General features: G+C 44.6%; 14 protein-coding genes. 4 read left to right on the plus strand and 10 right to left on the minus strand.

The window, feature by feature from the left end:
- Positions 1–111 precede the first annotated feature (111 nt).
- The 5 genes from FO446_RS25575 to FO446_RS25600 all read right to left on the minus strand — a co-directional run bounded on the left by FO446_RS25575 (position 112) and on the right by FO446_RS25600 (position 7,323).
- The gene (locus FO446_RS25575) at positions 112–639 is read right to left on the minus strand and encodes a hypothetical protein (RefSeq protein WP_173611094.1); all 528 of its coding nucleotides are present in this window, start codon (positions 637–639) and stop codon (positions 112–114) included.
- Positions 620–2,404 (minus strand): sensor histidine kinase, encoded by a 1,785-nt coding sequence (locus tag FO446_RS25580; RefSeq protein ID WP_173611093.1) that lies wholly within the window; start codon positions 2,402–2,404, stop codon positions 620–622. The genes FO446_RS25575 and FO446_RS25580 overlap by 20 nt, the downstream gene beginning before the upstream one ends.
- On the minus strand, positions 2,401–3,081 hold the full coding sequence (locus FO446_RS25585; protein WP_172142293.1) for a response regulator transcription factor: 681 nt from the start codon (positions 3,079–3,081) through the stop codon (positions 2,401–2,403). The genes FO446_RS25580 and FO446_RS25585 overlap by 4 nt, the downstream gene beginning before the upstream one ends.
- Positions 3,082–3,391: 310 nt before the next feature.
- The gene (locus FO446_RS29050) at positions 3,392–5,962 is read right to left on the minus strand and encodes a winged helix-turn-helix domain-containing protein (protein ID WP_173611092.1); all 2,571 of its coding nucleotides are present in this window, start codon (positions 5,960–5,962) and stop codon (positions 3,392–3,394) included.
- 242 nt (positions 5,963–6,204) lie between these two features.
- Positions 6,205–7,323, minus strand: a complete 1,119-nt coding sequence (locus FO446_RS25600; protein WP_237899453.1) for a hypothetical protein — start codon at positions 7,321–7,323, stop codon at positions 6,205–6,207.
- A 137-nt stretch (positions 7,324–7,460) separates the two neighbouring features.
- Here FO446_RS25600 and FO446_RS25605 point away from each other — a divergent pair, with 137 nt between their 5' ends.
- Positions 7,461–8,534, plus strand: coding sequence for an RDD family protein (locus FO446_RS25605; protein WP_237899455.1), 1,074 nt, complete (start codon positions 7,461–7,463; stop codon positions 8,532–8,534).
- 68 nt (positions 8,535–8,602) lie between these two features.
- Here the strand turns inward: FO446_RS25605 and FO446_RS25610 are convergent, their stop codons facing one another.
- The 4 genes from FO446_RS25610 to brnQ form a co-directional block, all read right to left on the minus strand.
- Positions 8,603–10,909 (minus strand): S9 family peptidase, encoded by a 2,307-nt coding sequence (locus FO446_RS25610; protein ID WP_237899456.1) that lies wholly within the window; start codon positions 10,907–10,909, stop codon positions 8,603–8,605.
- Between the two features lie 202 nt (positions 10,910–11,111).
- On the minus strand, positions 11,112–12,704 hold the full coding sequence (locus FO446_RS25615; RefSeq protein ID WP_237899457.1) for a sensor domain-containing diguanylate cyclase: 1,593 nt from the start codon (positions 12,702–12,704) through the stop codon (positions 11,112–11,114).
- Positions 12,705–12,871: 167 nt separating this feature from the next.
- Positions 12,872–13,534: a 2OG-Fe(II) oxygenase gene (locus tag FO446_RS25620; RefSeq protein WP_419466138.1), complete on the minus strand. Its 663-nt coding sequence runs from the start codon at positions 13,532–13,534 to the stop codon at positions 12,872–12,874.
- A gap of 188 nt (positions 13,535–13,722) precedes the next feature.
- Complete coding sequence (gene brnQ / locus FO446_RS25625; protein WP_173611087.1) at positions 13,723–15,069, minus strand: branched-chain amino acid transport system II carrier protein; 1,347 nt, start codon at positions 15,067–15,069, stop codon at positions 13,723–13,725.
- A gap of 726 nt (positions 15,070–15,795) precedes the next feature.
- Here brnQ and FO446_RS25630 point away from each other — a divergent pair.
- The 3 genes from FO446_RS25630 (at position 15,796) to FO446_RS25640 (ending at position 18,496) form a co-directional block, all read left to right on the plus strand.
- Positions 15,796–17,274 (plus strand): hypothetical protein, encoded by a 1,479-nt coding sequence (locus FO446_RS25630; RefSeq protein WP_173611086.1) that lies wholly within the window; start codon positions 15,796–15,798, stop codon positions 17,272–17,274.
- 185 nt (positions 17,275–17,459) lie between these two features.
- Complete coding sequence (locus FO446_RS25635) at positions 17,460–17,876, plus strand: DUF6220 domain-containing protein (protein WP_237899459.1); 417 nt, start codon at positions 17,460–17,462, stop codon at positions 17,874–17,876.
- Complete coding sequence (locus tag FO446_RS25640; protein WP_237899460.1) at positions 17,873–18,496, plus strand: DUF2306 domain-containing protein; 624 nt, start codon at positions 17,873–17,875, stop codon at positions 18,494–18,496. Before FO446_RS25635 ends, FO446_RS25640 begins: the two co-directional genes overlap by 4 nt.
- Positions 18,497–18,644: 148 nt before the next feature.
- Here FO446_RS25640 and FO446_RS25645 read toward each other — a convergent pair whose 3' ends face one another.
- Positions 18,645–19,289 (minus strand): hypothetical protein, encoded by a 645-nt coding sequence (locus tag FO446_RS25645; protein ID WP_237899461.1) that lies wholly within the window; start codon positions 19,287–19,289, stop codon positions 18,645–18,647.
- Between the last annotated feature and the right edge of the window lie 88 nt (positions 19,290–19,377).

The raw sequence follows: 19,377 nt of genomic DNA on the forward strand, positions 1-19,377 counted from the left end.
ATACTAACTAAAGTTATGTCTTTTCGTGATTGATTTTTTTCAATAAAAAAACCCACCGTACTGTTGCAAACAAAAAGAACCCCAAAAAATGGGGTTCCAATTTAGCGGGCGTTATTTAAGGATTAGCTCCTTCTCCCATGTCTTTTTATTGCCTTGCTCATTTTGAAAGACCAAGATCAATTTCCCCTTTTCCCCTTTCAACTCATCCTTGTAAAAGAAACCGGTGAACTGTCCATTGCCACTGATGTAAAAGCCATTCCCACCAGAGATACCTTCTGTGTCGTTTTTGATCGCTTGCTCTGTAGTGCTTACGATGTCAGTTTTCTCAGACTTCCACTGCATGCTAGCTAACGAATAGCCGGCAGGAAGCTTTTCAATAAAGAAATCGAAGCTATTCCCCTCGATGGGTTTCGGTTCCTGGTCGACCACGACGAGAATTTCTTTTTCCTGCTGTTCTGCGGCAATGTCTTGTGCAACTTTCTCCGGTTGTTTCTCCGTGTTTTCTTTGTTTTCCTGAGGAACTTGCTGCGGCACTTGACCAGTCGATTCTGAAGGAACCGGTGTGCCACAAGCACTAGTAACGAGTGATAGAACCAATACAGCCAGTAAGTTTTTCATATTATTCTTTTTCAAATTCATTGTCATTTCCACCTTTGTTTTCATTTTCAACCAACGTGAAGGAAAAAGCGACTCCATTCACGGTATTTTCCGCATCATAATCACTACCATGCAGATCGAGGATGTGTTTACAGATCGCTAATCCGAGACCCGTGCCGCCAGTTTTCCGCCAGCGAGAGCTATCTACTCGATAAAATTGCTCCCATATCCGCGTTAGTTGGTCGTCTGGGATGTGCGCTCCTTCATTTTCGATTCGAAACCGGATGCACTCCCGCTCGCGAACCCCGGTAATTCGAATCTCACTTGATGGATTGGCGTGCCGGACCGCATTGCCGAGCAAATTCACAATCACTTGCTCGATACGTCTTGGATCTGCCCATACGTTGATCTCTTCAGGTAAGGCGAGCCGTAGTCGTACCTGCTTGTTTGCCAGCTGTAGTTGAAAGGAAGCGGCTACGCGATCTATTATTTCCGATACGGGAAAAGATTGTCTACGAAGCAAAATGGCTTTGGCTTCGAATTTGGACAACTCCAGCATATCCATAATGAGCTCGTTCATCTTGTCGACTTCGCTTAAAATGACGTCCATGTATCGCTCCCGCTTTTCATGTGCGACATCATCTTTTAATCCTTCCGCAAAGCCCTTCACAATGCCAAGCGGGGTCTTGAGTTCATGAGAGATGTTTGCAATCAATTCTTTGCGAAGCTGCTCCATTTTTTCCTTATGCTCTAAATCCTCGCGAAGAGTGACATTGGCACTTTTCAGATCTTTTAATGTCTGATCCAGCTTACCCGCTAACGTATTCAGATGGCGAGAGAGCTCACCGAATTCATCCCGCGAATGAATCGAAGCAAGTTCTGTGAAGTCCAGATTAGCCATACGTGAAGCGGAATGACTCAACGTAACTAATGGTTGCGTGATGATCTTCGAAAAGACAAAGGACAGCAGCAGTAAGATGACGAGGATGACTGGCGTCGCGTATAGGGAATAGCTGGTCAGCATACTTACCGCATCGCTCACTGGTTGCAACGTCGTCACCGCCAGTATATAATTCGCCCCGCCCTGATCGGAGAATCGATGAATCACGATGGCATAGTTTACACCACTCCACGGATCAGTCCACTTCCGCTGGATGAATGATCCGCTTTTCATCTGTGTAATCTCGTCGGATTGCTGCGTCAGCCATGGTCCGATTTGATCAGCTACGAGAGAATCCTGATAAAAAGGGTTATGTGCCCGCTGCTGACTAGGCAGCATGAGTTCAGAAATAACTGCCGTAACCCGGGTTAGTCCATTTTCGGTCACATTTGTGGATGGACTTTGCCTCGCAATCCGTATCGGCTTCATGATCGTATTCTTCTCATCCATATAGATTCCGTCGATGGTAATCGTGTCTCCAACATGGAGTCCTTCAGGAAGATCGGTGCTTTTCATTTCTTTTAGCGGTAAGGTAATCACTTGATTTTTATTTGCTACTTTCATTTCCAGAAAATAGGGGTCGAGATTCAATTGCCTGAGCTGCTCATCTACGATCGCGATGCTGGCATCTGTGCGATTCATCAATGTACCCACCAGCTTATCCAGCTTGTGCTTGTCGGGAGGGAGTTTGGCGTACTCATCTGGGAAAGATGCCATTGCTTGCGAGAGCTCGCTTACTTTCGCATTTAGATAAAAGCGCTCAAAGAAAAATTTTTCCCCTATCAATATCAAAGCGTAGAGCAAAAAGACAAAAACAAAAGTGGCGGCAAATAATTTTGTCACAACGTTTAGTCGAACTCGTTTCATCGCTTTGCCTCAAACTTATATCCAAAACGGATCATCGTCTGAATCAGATGCTGCTCTGTATCCAACTTGGCCCGCAGTTTTTTCACATGGGTATCAACGGTGCGATGGTCGCCAAAGTAGTCCATCCCCCAAACCCCATTCAATATGCTATCTCGGGACAAGACCGTCCCTTCATGCTTGATGAAGAACAGAAGCAGCTCATACTCTTTTGGTGTCAATGAAACCGGGACGCCGGCAATCGTGACAGTGTGAGCTCGTTTGTTTACCGTCAATGCTCCAAACTGAGCGATATCATCTCCCCTCCCGATGCTCCCCTCTGCTCTTTTCATCAGAGCTTTGGCACGGGCCACTAATACTTTTGGGCTAAACGGTTTGGTGACATATTCGTCTGCGCCAAGCTCAAAACCCATCAACTGGTCATCGTCGTCTACTCTTGCTGTAATGATCATGATGGGAATGTCGGATTGTTGGCGGATTTTTCTGCACACCGACCAGCCATCCATCTCGGGCATCATGATATCTAACACAACTAAATCGACAGAGTGCAGAGCGAAAAGCTCCATCGCCATTTTACCGTGCTGCGCTTCGTACACTTCCCAAGCTTCTTTTTTAAAATAATCCGATACAAATTCACGTATGAGCTCGTCGTCCTCTACGAGTAACACTTTCCGTTTCATTTCCGCACTCCTTACTCATGGTTGTGCATTTATTGCATAGATTACCAATTTATCGTGAAACATACGAATCCGTTTCTCACCGTCACCATTCCATGACCGCCAACCTTGGTTTTACAAGATGAGTATAGATGGCTGATGTGACCGTTGTGTGTACATGAGATGGATTTCCAAAGAAAACAAATGACTTAGGCCACTGAAAACATACAAAACGAGCCTTAGAATTGATTCTATAGACTCGTTTTTCTTTCGTTATTTTGTTGATCTTGAAAGAGTGGACTTTTTCAGTGGCCTCCGTATCGGCGGGGGGATTCTAATGGTCGAGCTCACTTTCTCTTAATCTGACGATTGCTTGTGCACGATTTTTTACCTGGAGCTTGCTAAAAATCTGATGCACATGCCCTTTTACCGTCCCTAGTGTGAGATGCAGCTTGTCCGCAATCTCCGAGTTGGACAACCCTTCACCAATCAGTGCCAGTACTTCCGATTCTCTTTCCGTCAATTTTTCCAAGGAAGGGGATACCCGGATTTGAATATCAAGCGTAGGAAATTCCTTCTCCACGCTTTTGAGCAGCATCGAAAGATAAACCATCTCTTGCTTGGATACGTTTTTGCTTTTATAGAGCGAGTAAAGCATTTTGGCAACACCGGGACCTTCATCCAAAAAAGTGCGGACATAGCCTTCTGGCGCGGCTAACGTCACCGCCATGCGCATACACTCTATCGCTTCATGCTGCTGTTTTTGGATCATGTAAGCTTGACTGAGCAGAAGAAAGGCTTCAATCCGACTCCCGAGCCGATCCTTTATTTCCGCCTCGTGCTTTAAGCTGGTTAGCAGCATGATGGCTGCACTGTCGTTTTTTAAATAGATGTATACCCGGGCCAACGTCATTCTCTCAAATTCATGCCGGGAAGCGATAATATCTACATTCATTTTGGTATAGGGCTCGGCCCATTTTTCTATTTCTTCCCGTCGATTTTCTTCGATCCATAATCGGACGCGGAACGTTTCTACAAAAGCCATCCAATGAGGAGGCGCATCATGCTGGCGGCATAGCGAAGTGATTTCCTCCATGGCTAGCCACATCTCCTGGCTACGATGCTCTGCTTTTCTCCATCGAGCCAAAGTCAGATAAACCGGTACCAATACACCAAAGTTCAAAGAGATTGTGCCTAATTGTATCGCACGCGGTACGAAATATTTCAGCTGCTCAAAATCATTTTGCTCATAATAAAGCTCACCCAAAACAATAGAACCATAGGCCAATATACCAAGACCACTGTGCTTCCAGATCGCCCTTAGTTTTGGATAGTATTCATTCACGTTGGACAAATACCCGCTCAAGGCCACACGACTGCGCAGGACGTATGGCTCATCCGAATTCAGTTCAATGCCGACGATGAAGTAGCGGCTGAATTTGGGCTTCATGTGAACCGATTCTTCCATATATTTGAGGGAAAGGTCTACATTTCCCCGCATCACTTCGATATAACCCCGAAGCACACACATTTCTACTCGGCAGTCGTCATAGCTCCCATGATTCATCCGTGTTGCTTCGTCAGCCAATTGAAGGAGGATTTCCGCCTGATCAATTTCATTGGACACAGCATGCAGCCAGGCAAAAGCAATGCACAGCTCGGGGTTGCTTTCCAACCAGGACGCATCAAAGTATTTCATCCATCTGCGCAGTGTAATATTTTCGTACTGTTTCAACATCCACGGCGCATGTGTGACGATTAAACGGCTCGCCCGGTTCCAATCTTTTCCGAGAAACGCATGCTCAGTCGCCTCCATGATCCACCCGTGACTTTCAAACCAACAGCTTGCAGAGATATGTAGGGCAGGAAGCAGTTCGTTATATGTTTTCCTTACGTGGGAAAGCAGAAGTTCTGCGAACAAATGGTGATAACGATACCACTCATTTACGCCATCAAGTGCGATAACAAATGAATTCGTCCTCTCCAGCATACGAAGGATGTCGTGAGCGTCCGGCTCTCCGGTAACGGCTGCACATAGATCTCCTGTCAGACGCGGCAGTATGGACGTTTTCAACAAAAACATCTGCACCTTTTCTGGAAGTCTTTTCAATACTTCTTCCGTCAAATAGTCCCCGACATACTTGTCATTACCGGAAAATTGATGAATGACCTTTGATGCTTCTGGTTTTCCTTGCATAGACAAGGCTGCTAACTGCAAACCGGCCACCCATCCCTCCGTTCGTTTGCTCAGCAAGCCAATGGCTTGTTCTGACAAACTCAGACCCAGTTGCTCGCGGAATAAGCGCCGGCACTCCTCCTCATTGAACCGAAGAGTGTCTGAGCCCAGTTGCTTCAACTGTTTCCGGACACGTAGACGGTGTAGGGCAAAAGGAGGTTCCTCCCGCGTAATCAGGACGACATGCATATACAAGGAAGCATGCTGGATCAGTGTCTGCAATCCTTCATGGATGGAAGGCTCCTTTATGAGGTGGTAATCGTCCAATACCAGATAAAAGTCACGATCAAACCCCGCAATTTCCTCGAGCAGCACAGACATCAACTGCTCAGCAGAAGCCGTGTACTGTGGGTGAAGCACCGAGGAAGATTCTTTGCCCGAGCCTTCCTGTGCCATATCAATTGCTCTGGCAAAATATCGCCAAAAGCGCACGGGATCATTATCTGATTCATCCAGGGAGATCCAACCGGTCGGTTTGCCGGAATTTTGCGTCCATTGACTGACTGCTGTCGTTTTACCGAAGCCGGCTGGTGCGCACACGAGAATCAATCTTGCGGCGCCCGCTTCATCGATTTCTTTCAATATCTGACGCCGAAGTAACAAGTCCGAACCATACTTCGGAACATGAAGTTTGGTTGCAATAAGTGGACTGTACGTTAATAAATCCATACGCATCTCCTGCCTAGAAGTAAAATGACATTCATGAAGGAAACATGGAAAGTAGCCTTTCTATCGATGACCGGAAGCGCGATGAGGTTGGCTAACGGGGGAAAAAGAGATCATATTATGATAGGAAATATTGCTCAGATTAAAGATACAGCAAAGTGATCCCTGCGTGGGTATTTTTTTTATGAACGTTGCATCCAAACAGAGAAAAACCCAACTATCGCAGATGTCGGGTTTCCTTTGCGTCATCTAATCATTCTGTTGATTCGTCTGGCTTCTATCGCGACTTTTTTACTGTACAGCCTTTTATCCTGTTTGAGTTGCAGCACCTTGGCACACTGGTGCGCCTTTCTCAAAACATTACTGCTGTAGTTGTTTGTCGATTTCAACATCTGATCAGCCCAGCGGTACGCTTCTCTAGCCAAAGTCTCGTTACTATCCTTTGCCTTCAAGCTGATATCCAACAAGGTCTCGCTCAAGCTTCTGCCCAAACCGGCACTCCTCCAGGAAGAAAAGAGTTTGAGCTCTGGTTCGCACTGCTTGACGCTCGCAAAAGCCTGGACCCAATCCTGCTTGAGCAAATGGATTTCGGCCATTTTTAGCCAAAGGAATACCTTGTTAAACGAATCTTTCTGTTCCGGGAGATCTTGTATGAGATAGTGAAGTGCCTTGTCGTACTCTTCCAATTGTTTTGCCTGATGATACAGCAGAGAATAATTCTTTTTGTCAGAGCCGAGCTGCTCCTCTAGCTTCTCCAGTAATTTTCTGGCTTCTGCCATGTTACCGAAATCGCAGGCTCTGTCCATTAATGTAATCAAGGACTCATCCTCGAGATTGGCTGGGTAATTCCTCGCCTTGGATTGAAACCATCGCTCCATATGTTCAGGCGTATACATCGTTGCCAGCTCCTCTCTCTTATCCTGAAAGAAAGAGCTGGTTCGGCACAGATCGTTCTCTTCGATATACGCGATCGCCTCTTCAATCCCCGCCGAAATGATATACTCGGTATCAAAACCATAGTAGGTATCAAAATTGCTTAATTTTGCCCGTTCAAAAAGTGGGATATGGGTAACATCCTTGCATTTCGCCAACAAAAAAGCAACGATGTCCATCGATTCATAAAATCCCTGATACGGATGAGACTTATGCATCTCAATCTCTTGGCTCATCAAATAGTACAGGAGCTCCTTGTCTGCTTCCGTCACAGTCTGATCGTATTGAAGCTGAACGATCAAGGCGTATCTTTTCAGCCCGTTTTTGTCATAACCGTATGCATCCTTACATTTGCTGTATGCAAAAGAGCCCCAGAGGTCTTTGGCATGTTTGATCAATGGCAATTGCTCGGGTATTTGGTTGATTTCCATATGCGATTCTCCTCTCCCTTGAATGGGATAGCCACACCTTGCTCATCTTTTTCCATTCTAACCGTCAACAATTGACAATACAATTTTCAAAATGGTTAAATGTAACATGTTTACATTTCTTCAGGAGGTGCACAAAATTGGAGCAACAACCACCATCATCATCGGTACCGACAGAGTTTTCTCCTCTCGCCCAGCAAGAGCCACAAAAAAACATGGGAGATTTATCGAAATCGTATGACAGGGCGACGATTTTTTTCACGAGATGGGGAGCCCATGTTCTTGATTATATTCTTCTCGCTTGTTTTCTAACCGGCTTTCTCTCGCTTGGGGTTTCCATCACCAAAGACGCCAACAGTCTCTATTTCTTCATCCTAGCCGCCATTATCCTATGTTCTTATTATGTACTGTTAGAAGGACTTACCGGATATACGATCGGAAAATTTACATTCCGCATCATTGCTGTCAATGAGGAAGGACGGCCACCGGGGTTATGGAAATCATTTATCCGTTCCCTCATTCGCCTATTCGAAGCAAATGTATTTCTTCTAGGCGGGTTGCCGGCCGGTATCTGTGTGTTGGCTTCCGACAAAAGACAACGGTTAGGCGATCTGGCAGCGAATACATACGTCGTGAAAGTGAAGGATCTGAACAACGTCAGCAAAAAGCAAACAACCGTACTCGCTGTTGTCTTTTCCATCGTAGCCGTTTTATCCATCATTGGCATGATTTTTGGGATAATCAGTCTCGCATCAAGAACGCCTTCCGAAGAAATTTTCTTTAGCAAGGATAAAAAGTTTCAAATAACAGCCCCTTCGGATTGGAGCAAGGATTCATCCCTTCACGATGAAGCAGATATAGAAATCTCAAATCGTTTTAGCGAAAAGTATGTATTGGTCCTGTCAGAATCGAAACAGGATTTAGATAGTTCATTCACACTTCAAGATTATGCCCAAGCCATTGAAGCGAACCTTCAAGAGGCAGTAGAAAATGTATCCATTGATAAACAGATTCGTACGGTCGTCGACAATCAGGTGGCCACCCAATTCAATGCCAAAGGCGAAGTAGACGGCATTAAGGTCGCTTATATTGTGACATTGGTCGAAACGCCTACGCATTTTCATCAAATCATGGCTTGGACAGAAGAAAAAAGGTTCGAGTCCCTCAAGCAAGAACTGCAAAAGGTCAGTGCAAGTTTTCGCGAGGTAAAATAGCGACAGAACACAGAAGCCACCTTCATCAGGTGGCTTCTTCCCGGTAATCAGAAAACATTTTTCAGTTATTATTCCTCACTGGCCTTTTTGTTGGCTACTTGATTCCCCCATGGAGGTTCTGCTCTCATCAAGTGCCGTACAAAATACTCCCATTTTCTGCGAATAAAGTACGGTTCCAAAGAAAATCCGTGATGTCGGTTGGGCAAAATCAACATGTCAAAATCTTTATCCGCTTTAATCAATGCATCCGCCATCCGAATTGTTTGGGAAGGATGCACATTTTCATCCATATCCCCACTCACCAACAAGAGCTTTCCTACCAGATTCGCTGCTAGACGAGCATTGTCTTGATCTCTGTACAAGACTGGATCATACAGCCCTTGATAACGTTCTGCCCATGCTGCTATATACAGCCGTTGATCATGATTCCCACTCGCGGAAACAGCAACCTTGTAACAGTCAGGAAATGAGAGCATGGCCCTTGTCGAAGCGTAACCTCCCCCTGACGATCCCCAGATACCTACCCGGTCAACATCCACAAATGGGTAGCGCTCTGCCAATTCCCTAACCGCTGTTACATGGTCAAGTAAGCCTCCTGCTTCCTCCAATTTTCCGTCTGAGATGTCATGGAACGCTTTCGAACGATAAGGTGTTCCCATTCCATCCAGGATCAATACGACAAAGCCCAATTGCGCCAATGATTGCCCACCCCCCAGCGGATCATGGCTTCGGCCGGGATCGAGTGCGAAAGCTTTTGGTGTATTGATGATCTGTGGTCCCCCGTAAATGTAATCGACAACCGGATATTTGCGGGAAGGATCAAACGGGAACGGGCGCAGCATCACCCCATAAAGATCGGTAACGCCGTCTCGTGCTTTGACGGTTATCCTTTCAGGAAATTGGTACCCCATCTCGAGCAGCATTTCCACATCAGCGTACTCCAATTCGCGAATCAAGCTACCATCTACCGAACGGAGGACAGTAACAGGCGGTAAATCAACTCGCGAAAACGTATCGACGAAATACTTCATAGTGGGAGAAAACACAACATCATGCTCTGCATCCTCTGGCGTCAGCAACGACAGACCAGTTCCATCCAGGCGAACACGATACAGATGTTGATAGTAAGGATCGCGCCCCTCTTCTAGCCCTCCTCCGGTGATATACACCCATCCCTGCTGCTCGTCCACTGCCATCAGCCTACGTACCGTCCAGGGACCCGATGTGATCGGATTGCGAATCTTTCCCGTTTTGCCATCACAATGGTAGAGGTGGCTCCATCCATCACGCTCTGAATGCCAGATGAATGAACCGTCGGCCAATAATCGAATATTCGGATTGGAAGCTCCGAGATTATGCAGGTCTTGGTTCAAAAACGTATCGCTTTCTTCCCGCAGTAACGTGCAAACCTCACCGGAGCAAGCATCCGCTACGGAAAAATCGACAGAGCGGGCATCACGGGACATCCGGGTGATATAGATCTGTTTACTGTCGGATGACCATCCAGCCATTTGCATCCCCGGAGTGAGGGGTGAGACTGGACATGCCAGTAAAGGCTCGCTTTCAATCCGGACTGTGGTTCGCCTTTCCAGATGACAGATGACCAGCTCAGCCAAAGGTACGTGTTGATCGCCAACGAGTGGATAACGGTACGAGTGCAGTACCGGTCTGACTTCTTCCCCTTTCGGAGCAGATTGGATCAGGTGCATCTCGCGCACCTTTCTTTGGTCAAGACGGTGGGTCAGCAGCATCTTGGAATCGGGTGACCAAATCACTACTGGAGGAGACTTAATGCCATTCAATCGCTCCGCCACTGTCGAGAGCCGACATTCAGGTTGGGTTCCGTAATCATAGTAAGCCTTGCCGTCATGGGTTAGCCTGATACGCCTTCCGGTTTCGAGTGAACGAACATACAAGTTGTGATCATATACGAACGCCACCCATTTTCCATCTGGAGACGGCAGCTCATCCATCGACGGCTTTTTAAAATGATGTAAGGGCTTGCAGTTGTATTCCTGTAAATCACAGCTCCAAACAGTACCGCCCACCTCAAACTGGAATGCCGATCCACTCTGGGTAAACATAAGTTCCCCAAGTGGCAATGTTTCTGCATCATACGTTTTGCCTGCACTATCTGACAAACAGACAGCTAGTCGTTCGTGGTCGAATGCTGGCTGACTCGTATTCTGTTCAGCATCTACGATCACATATTGCCTCCCAGTACCCTTTTCCAGACGTATTTCACGGATGTACCAGAACTGACTCCCGCTAATCCACCGCGGCCTGACAAAAGCATTGAATACGGCGTCGTAATAATTGGTGGGATGCAAGCGTTTTGCCCTCTCATACTGTTCCCATGTGACAACATTCTCCATGTCAATCCCCCTCTTTCAAAGTGAGATACAAGAATCATGTGCTTCACATTTTTGAACAAAATTTTTCCTTATTTATCCATTTGCTACATGCATATGTAAAAAGCGAGATAATATATCTCCGAATTTGCTTTTTTAGCACCTGACACGTGATTTATTTTCAAAAAGAAAGAGGCGATCTCTCGCCTCTTCGCTCTAACATAGATTACTCCGCTTCCGCTATCATCGTTTGATTTCTACCTGATCTCTTCGCCTTGTACATAGCCTCGTCTGCTACATGTAGCAGATCTTCAGCAGTAACAGCATGAGAAGGATAGTGCGCAATGCCTAGTGACACGGTTAGCCGCTGTCCGATTGGGTTTGTACTTGTTTCTAAGGCTTGACGTATTCGTTCGGCCACCTGATAGGCCTCCTCCAAGCCAGCATGGGAAACAAGGACAACAAATTCCTCACCCCCAAAGCGACAGCTGACATCGTCAGGCCGAATTGAGGAAGAAATGATTTTCGCAAAATGCCTCAATACTTCATCTCCAGCCGGATGGCCATATGTGTCATTAATAGCTTTAAATCGATCAAGGTCCATCATCATAATAGAAAAAGGGATTTGCTCCGCCATCCATTTTTGCATGGTTTCCTCGAGCGTCCTTCGGTTCGTTAGCCCTGTCAAAGGATCTGTTCGAGCATCATGGGCCAATTGCTCCGTCTGCTTTTTGATATCGCTCAAGGCAAAGTGAATGGCACGAGATAACAGCTCGGCCTCCCGATTCCAATGCTGGCTACCCTCAGAGAGTTCCACCTCTTCTCTCCCGGCCTTACTCACAAGATTGGCCAAGGATACGAAAGGTTTCGCCACTTTGCGGGCAAGCCCGATCACAACTAACATTAATAATAAAAAGGGAGGCAACGTATACAACAACACGGATTGAATATCACGATTTAATTGTTCTTGAACAACACTGATAGGTGACACGACAACGACACCCCAGTCATTCGCCGGAACCTTTACGTACGCGGCTAATACCGTCTGTCCCCTCAAGTTGACGATCTGTTCATAGCCGCTTTTCCCTTGAATCAGCTTGCGTACGGCTGGATTGGCACTGATATCCTCTCCGATCCGGTTTGGATCACGGTGGAACAACAAATGCCCATCAGATCCTACGATGTAAAAAGAGGAACCTAGTTCGTCTGTTGGATTACTTCCAAAGATCGTATTCAAAATGTTATCCTCGTGAAGATAAATCGTTCCCCCGATAACCCCCCGGTAAATCCCATCTTTATCAAATATGGGTTCGCTCATCAATACAATGAGTCGCTTCGTACTTGATGTTACGTAAGGCTTGGAAATGTATGGCTTTTTTAAAGCTAATGCCGTTTTCGCCGTTTCCGTTTTAACATAGCTTCCTACTGTACCAATAGATCCGGGAGACACACTTTGAACACGCCCCGTTTCATCTACCACGGTAACCGAATTAAAATAGTTGTTTGTACGACGGATCAACTCAAGCTTGGAATATACCTCATCCGCATTCATCTCGTTCCGATTGGAAAAGATGCTTGCCGAATACTGTAAGCTACTGCGCATGGATTTAATCAAAGCATCTAGGGTATGACTCATTTTGATTGCACTCGTATGATTTAAGGTCAAAGTCGTGTTAATCAGTGCCTGTTTTTTGGATTGATAGAATGAGATAAGGAGGATGGTGACAGTCAAGACAACGGATAAAGAGACTAGTCCTGTTAAAAGTGTCACTAGACTAATCTTTTTCGGGCGGTTTGCTCTTTTTAGTAAGACAGGCATTGGATGCCCCCTTGTATTTGGCATATAGCTGTTAGGCAATAAATAAAAAATAGTCTAACACTTGATAATATTACTTTCAAGTATACAAGAAAGTTCAAGCAACGATCTTGGCTTGGGGACATAAAAAATCCACCTTTGTCAGGTGGTGGTTTGTATTACAACATTATCTAGGAGACCCGAAAGCTTTGTCTTCTCATCCACATCGTTGCAACCCACTTTTCCCCATGGATCACTTGTGCACCTGCATGCAAAGTGAATTCGTTTAATTCTTGATTCCTGTAAAAATATTCAAAGTAGACCGCCATGCCTTTGGTTGGGAAAACAGATAAATGAAGCAAAGGGAACACCGTTTCACCGCCTTGCTCCACATCATTCAAATACATCACGAGCGTACTAATGCGATTGTTCGTACTTGCGCGACTCGTTTCTGCAAAGAAATCATGATGAGGTTTATATTCCTGGCCAGGGGTATATCGTAGAACTTGCAAACCATCGCCATGCTCAATCGGAATGTTCATGATTTGAGAGATTCGCTTCTCGATCCTTGTAATCGTCTCCGTCTGCTCGCAGAACACCCCGCTGCTCGTCCGAATAGAATTGACTGAACGATCTTCGCCTATTTTTGAGCGTTGCAATCGTTCTCGAGAATGTTCGATTAGCTCATCGCATTCGTGATCACTAAGCACATTTCCTAACACGGCAACCAGCGGTTCCTCATATTTGGCAAGAATTCGAATCTCTCGATCTTCTGTCTTGATCCTATTTCCGGTATGGTCAAATATCGTCCTTTCTTTCCCTGTCGTGTGCCCTATCATCCCTATGCACCCCATATATATGACATCCGTCGCAAAAAATAGAATACCATAAAATGGGTAAATCCAATCAACAAACTTTTGAAAAGCACAAACATTTTTAACTATAGAAAAAGCACCTTCATTATGAACAAAACCCGTCTCCTATATGGGAAGGGACGGGTTTCTAAATACTCTGGCTAAGTAGCATCTGTGAAAAGCTATTCTCATGCCTCTTTTTGTTTTTGAACGTGGTACAAATTCTTCCGGAAAACACTGATCATGTATCCGCAAACCCCACCTATTAGAGAAGGCAGCACCCAGCCCAAACCTACGTCATACATTGGAAGGTACTGAGTAAAAAAATGATGGGCAAAACTGTTTTCGAGTCCAGCAGCCTTTAAGCCATCAAACAGACTAATCAGAAAAGTCAAAAGTAAACTTCCTTGATACACTTCTGGCCGGCCCTTGAATGCTTTGTGCAGAAACGTCATGAAGAGTAACGAGATCGCAATCGGATACATCGTCATTAAGATCGGAACGGAAACCTTAATGAGTTGCGTTAATCCAATATTGGCAACGAGTGTACTGAAAACAGACAAAATAACCGCGAATTTTTTGTAAGAGATCTTTGGAAACAAGGAATGAAAAAACGAAGAGCAGGCTGTAATAAGCCCAACGCTTGTAGTCAAGCATGCCACTGTAATCATTAATCCCAATAAAATGGCACCATAAGAACCAAAGTAGTAATTCGAAACTTTCGCCAAAACCTCAGCGCCATTTTCTAAGTGGCCCAACTTTTCTACACTAGAGGCACCCATAAAGGAAAGTGCGGTATAGAAAAGAGCGAGAAGTAAACCGGCTATCATTGTTGCTTTAGCACACGTAGCCAAAACTTGTTTTTTGGCAGTAACCCCTTTTTCTTTAATCGCATTCACAATGATCATTCCAAAAACAAAAGCGACAAGCGCATCCAATGTTAAATACCCTTCTTGAAAACCCTTGAAAAATACATGGGATGTGTAATCTGCTTGCGGGGCTTGAAGGGCTCCAATTGGATAAAGAATAGCCGTTACTGCAATAATTCCGATAAATGTTAATTTAATCGGAGTTAAGATTTTTCCGACTACATGGATAATTTTCATAGGATTGAGTGATAAGAAGCAGGCAATTGTGAAAAACACGATGGTAAATAGAATCAGCGGTGCCGAACCTGCCTGTTCTGATAGGAACGGCTTTATCCCAATATCAAACGATACATTGCCAGATCTAGGTATCGCAAAAAACGGACCGATTGCTAGATACAGAACAACGGTGAATACCATTCCGAATACGGGATGCACGCGACTGGCTAAGGAGCGCAAGTCGTCTACTCCCGAATAAACAAAGGCTGTGATTGCTAGCAAAGGCAACCCAACCCCTGTAACCAAAAAACCTGCATTGGCTATCCATACATTTGTTCCTGCTAATTGGCCAAGCATTGGTGGAAAAATTAAATTACCCGCTCCAAAAAACAAAGCAAATAACATGAATCCGATCGTAACTACAAAAGAAACTGGTGCTTTCTGTGACACAACAATCCTCCTAATTATTCTCTATCTCTCATTCTTACATGCTCATGCAGATGGCTGCTAACCCAACCCTCATTTATTCATTCTGATACTATACTCCAAATAAACATTCTTTTCAAACACATGATAACCCAAAGCACCGCTCGCAAGAGAAAGACACTCCGAGTTGTCAAAAAACCAAATTTACATCCCTGATACAGTTTACTACAAGCACCCATATATCGCATCTGGAAGTACCTTCCCTAGAAAGCACCAAAAACTTTAAAAACATTTCAGAAAATATTTATTTTTCTTAACTTGAAATACATTGGCAATTTTCCTTATAATTACATTCAAACCTATTAGTTCCATCACTCTGGAAAGGAGGTGTAAACACATGAAAAAAGTCGTAAAAGTAGCAGTAAACAAGAATAAACAAGTGCAAGAAATGAAAGCGTTGAAATGGCGCGTAGTTGTTGATGTTTGCTTGTAAGAGAGCCAAAAGGCATGCATGCTTTCCATAAAATGATAAAAGTTAGGAAGGACGGGATTGCCCATGAAAAAGGTAGTGAAAGCACAACTTTCTAACAATCAAAACGTTCAAGAAATGAAATTGCTTTTCCATCCAATTATGACACTTGCGTGTAAAAAGTAATCAATTGTTCAAGAGCACCTCGTGTGCTCTTGAATTTTTTGTAGAAAGTTCTCGCTTTCCATGCAGTAAGCAAACATGACGGGATGGTGCAGATAATGAGTCAAGCGCATTTGTTGGAAAGATATCATCAGTTGAGAGAGCTTGCCGAGGACGCAGATGCATGGCTAGAATCAGAGATCGGTTCCGATCTTTGGGTGGATGGAATTAACGTATTTTTAACGGTATCAACAGAGGATTTTGTTGAGGGACTTGAGCGATTCGAGGGTAATTACGGATTTAAGAACGATGGAATTGTAAGCACTATACGTCAATTTCAACATTATTGTAGAGATGCATCTGCGGAAGGTGAATTCCCTTTATACCAGGCTCTAGCAGTTGGGATGACCTGGTTGAGCTTACAGCCTCAAATAAACGGCGGCTATTTCAACTTGCCCGTTCAAATTACCAATCACTCCATCGCTTTGTTGTTAAGCCCAACCTATTTAGCTGTTTGGGCACATAGTTACAATGAGGGGATTGGATTATACTTAGATTTACATTCGACGCTACCCACATTATTCCGACCGGAGCATGGACGGATTTATCAAAATGCAGGATCGTATTTGGAGGGAACGCACATCAAGTTTCCTTTTCAAAATTACTTCCACGAAATTGCTCATATCCTCTTCTTCCATGACGTCTATCAACGTGTGCTAGGGAGCGTAGATGAATGTAGAAGCTACTGGACACATATCGAGGCATGCATTTACGGACTTGAGGAACAAGTGCTCGCTGAAATGATGGAAGTCCAACCAGATTTGCATGCCATCGATGATGGATTCGGAAGCAGTAAAGGTTTCGAGGAATTTATCTCTTATCGCTTTGGAATTCTTGGTGCTCAAGAAGATAGGGCTATACCAAAAGACACGGTTCGAACGTACATCAAAAGAAGTATGCAATTAGGCGAAGCTGATGAAAACATCCCTGATAATGAGGTAAAAGCGAGGATTCTTGCTAGTCATAAACTAGATGAGGAACGATTAGAAGAGCTCGATACTCACTGCAAGTCATTTGCTACGGCATTGCAGGTACATAGCTTGTGGGGAATCAAAAGCTATCGACGAAACTCGATTCCAGCGTTTCGTGAAGTGGTAGAGTTACTCTCTCCTGATGCGTACTGTCTGCAAAAACTCGAAGAATCTATGCGGCCAGATTCATGGGGGACATTAGAGGATCTGTTATCAAAAAATCCGTTCGATGAGATATGCTCGCAGACGAGGGAAAAGAATATTCAAGTTTGGAACTGGCGTGATACCCTGTCTCGTTTGGCAGAAATGCGCGGATATTTGGCAAGCACCGATGAATCTGGTCACGGTGAGACCAATCAAGAGCTATTTCAGATAGCAAATCGTTTAGCTAGAGTCATTCACGAGGAGAAACAAAAAGAGGGCCCGGCAGAGCAGCATGAAAGCCAGTACGCGGACATGAAACGAGAAATTAGCGAAGCATTAAACCGATTACCTAACGTGGAAGTACGCGACCATTTGCACAATCTTCTTTCCAAACCCTATTACTTTGTATTAGAGCCCAATTAATAGCTGACGATGAGTCAAAGACCGGCGATATTTCCTATGCTGGTCTTTGTTTTTTTATGTAACGTATACATATCCCGCGATGGCATTCAGATTTTATCCTTTTTTTAGAAATCGTTTAGGGTTTGTTTTGAACTTGCGTTTAGGATGGGGGTAAGACAAATGATTCAGATGGGAGCGGTTTTTGCATGCTTGAGATGAATAAAAAGATCCCCCTTCCCCCTCCTCGTGTGAAAATAGTGAGGTACATGTTTCTTGTCCTCGCATGGGTGTTTTTTGCTTTCCTTATTGTTCAGGTATCACTGGCAGGTCTTGGGCTGTTCGTCAACGGAGAACATTGGGAAATGCATAGAACCTTGGCTCAATATTTTGCACTGCTTCCAGTCGGCATGTTGGTTCTCTCTTTCCTTGGAAAGTTGCCCGTACATCTACGTTGGATTTGTCTCGGATTATACCTTATGATCGTTGCCCAGTTCCTTACCGTTATTTATTCCTCTCACTTAGGACTCCTCTCTGCGCTTCACCCGGTTATTGCCTTGTTTCTCTTCTGGGGCTCTCTCACCACATTAAAACATGCTCATAATGTAGGGAGGAAGAAGGCATGAGACTCCCAAAAATTTGGTGGGTATTATTTCTTGTATCTCTAGTGGTTATCGTTCCATTTATGTTTCCTTATTTAACCTTTGATTCTGCAAACAGTCGAATCACGATTATTCCCGGCACTGTTCAGTATCCTTTATTAGTTGCTCATATCGTGTCTGCTTTCATTGCTCTTCTCACTGGCTTTTTCCAGTTTGTCGATCGAATTCGCCTGAAGAACCCAAGGATACATCGTTTTCTTGGGAGAGTTTATGTGTACAGTGTGTTTATCAGCGGATTCCTCTCTTTAGCGAGTATCTTTTATGCAGAAAATTTCATGAAGGCAGCGAGCTTCCTGATTTTATCTTTGGCTTGGCTGTTCACTTGCTGGAAAGGGTACCGTACCGCCATCAACAGGCAATATGAGGAACACCGAAAATGGATGATTCGCAGTTTTGGAATGACACTGGTTGCCGTAAGCGCGCGTCTGTTGGTGCCAGTATTACTCCTTCTGTATTTTATACTGCACGGTTTTTCTCTTCCGCATGGGATGGAAACGGTCATTGCAGAGGTATTGAATGTAAACATTTGGGCTGGGCTTATTCTTAATTTTGTTATTGTGGAGTGGGTTATATTGAAGAAATAGGCTGTCTTCGTCACGCCACATGAGCTTGGAGTGGTAGAGCAAAGAAGGACTGTCTCGATCGTTGAATCGGGACAGTCCTTTTTGTAGATCGGTATTCGTCAGACACGGCTTTTCACCCAGGAATCAGCAAACTAACGAGGAAAGTAACCTAGAAGTAAGAGTTTCGATGCAGACTGCGTTTGCTTTTTTCTAGTGTCTTGATCAGCAAATATTTTTGTACGCCCTTGGATTTGGCAATGGCCAGTTGACCGTATTGTTCTGCTTCTGCCATGTTTCCTTGGTGATAGGCCACTTCAGCATTGAGTAACAACTGGTAGATATGGTTTTTGATCGCGGAGCGGTGTTGGATGTAGGCATCTTGGTTGTTTTTTAGTAATGCTAAATGTGCGGAGTAATAGTGACGATGCTCGATTGAATCAATCTTGCCGAGTGCTTTTTCTACTAGATCGTAGTTGTTGCGATGGAGTTCTACCACTACGGTGATGTAGGCGCGAAGTTTATCGGATGTGATTTTTGCTAGTTCTTTCTCGGCTTCCGCCTCGTTGTCGTGTAGATAGGCGTACAAGAAACGGTAGTAGGGTTGTTTTGAATGTTTGACGTAGTGTTCAACTGTTCTCATGTTGGTGCTGAATTTGAAAATATAGAGGTCTTTGCTGATGAGAAGGACGAAAGCGATTATGAAAAAGGTGATCCATACGATTGGGGTAGGTTCTATGTCTAGGAAGGAGAATGTTAAGCCACCTGCGGCTCCGAGGAGGATCATGGTTAGTAGGTTTCGTAGAGTGGAAGACATGGTGGTGGTGCTCCTTTGGTTTTGAGATTATTCTTTTAGTTTAGCATAAGAGAGAGACCCTGCACCCAAAAATTGGGCGAGGAGTCTT

This window comes from Brevibacillus brevis (assembly GCF_022026395.1).
Lineage (GTDB): Bacteria > Bacillota > Bacilli > Brevibacillales > Brevibacillaceae > Brevibacillus.

Excerpts from the sequence above, each read along its gene's own strand:
- FO446_RS25610 (WP_237899456.1), bottom strand. The coding sequence starts at position 10,909 with ATGGAGAATGTTGTCACATGGGAACAGTATGAGAGGGCAAAACGCTTG.
- FO446_RS25620 (WP_419466138.1), bottom strand. The coding sequence starts at position 13,534 with ATGGGGTGCATAGGGATGATAGGGCACACGACAGGGAAAGAAAGGACG.
- FO446_RS25640 (WP_237899460.1), top strand. The coding sequence starts at position 17,873 with ATGAGACTCCCAAAAATTTGGTGGGTATTATTTCTTGTATCTCTAGTG.
- FO446_RS25615 (WP_237899457.1), bottom strand. The coding sequence starts at position 12,704 with ATGCCTGTCTTACTAAAAAGAGCAAACCGCCCGAAAAAGATTAGTCTA.
- FO446_RS25575 (WP_173611094.1), bottom strand. The coding sequence starts at position 639 with ATGAATTTGAAAAAGAATAATATGAAAAACTTACTGGCTGTATTGGTT.
- FO446_RS25645 (WP_237899461.1), bottom strand. The coding sequence starts at position 19,289 with ATGTCTTCCACTCTACGAAACCTACTAACCATGATCCTCCTCGGAGCC.
- FO446_RS25580 (WP_173611093.1), bottom strand. The coding sequence starts at position 2,404 with ATGAAACGAGTTCGACTAAACGTTGTGACAAAATTATTTGCCGCCACT.
- FO446_RS25630 (WP_173611086.1), top strand. The coding sequence starts at position 15,796 with ATGAGTCAAGCGCATTTGTTGGAAAGATATCATCAGTTGAGAGAGCTT.
- FO446_RS25585 (WP_172142293.1), bottom strand. The coding sequence starts at position 3,081 with ATGAAACGGAAAGTGTTACTCGTAGAGGACGACGAGCTCATACGTGAA.
- FO446_RS25600 (WP_237899453.1), bottom strand. The coding sequence starts at position 7,323 with ATGGAAATCAACCAAATACCCGAGCAATTGCCATTGATCAAACATGCC.
- FO446_RS25635 (WP_237899459.1), top strand. The coding sequence starts at position 17,460 with ATGCTTGAGATGAATAAAAAGATCCCCCTTCCCCCTCCTCGTGTGAAA.
- FO446_RS29050 (WP_173611092.1), bottom strand. The coding sequence starts at position 5,962 with ATGGATTTATTAACGTACAGTCCACTTATTGCAACCAAACTTCATGTT.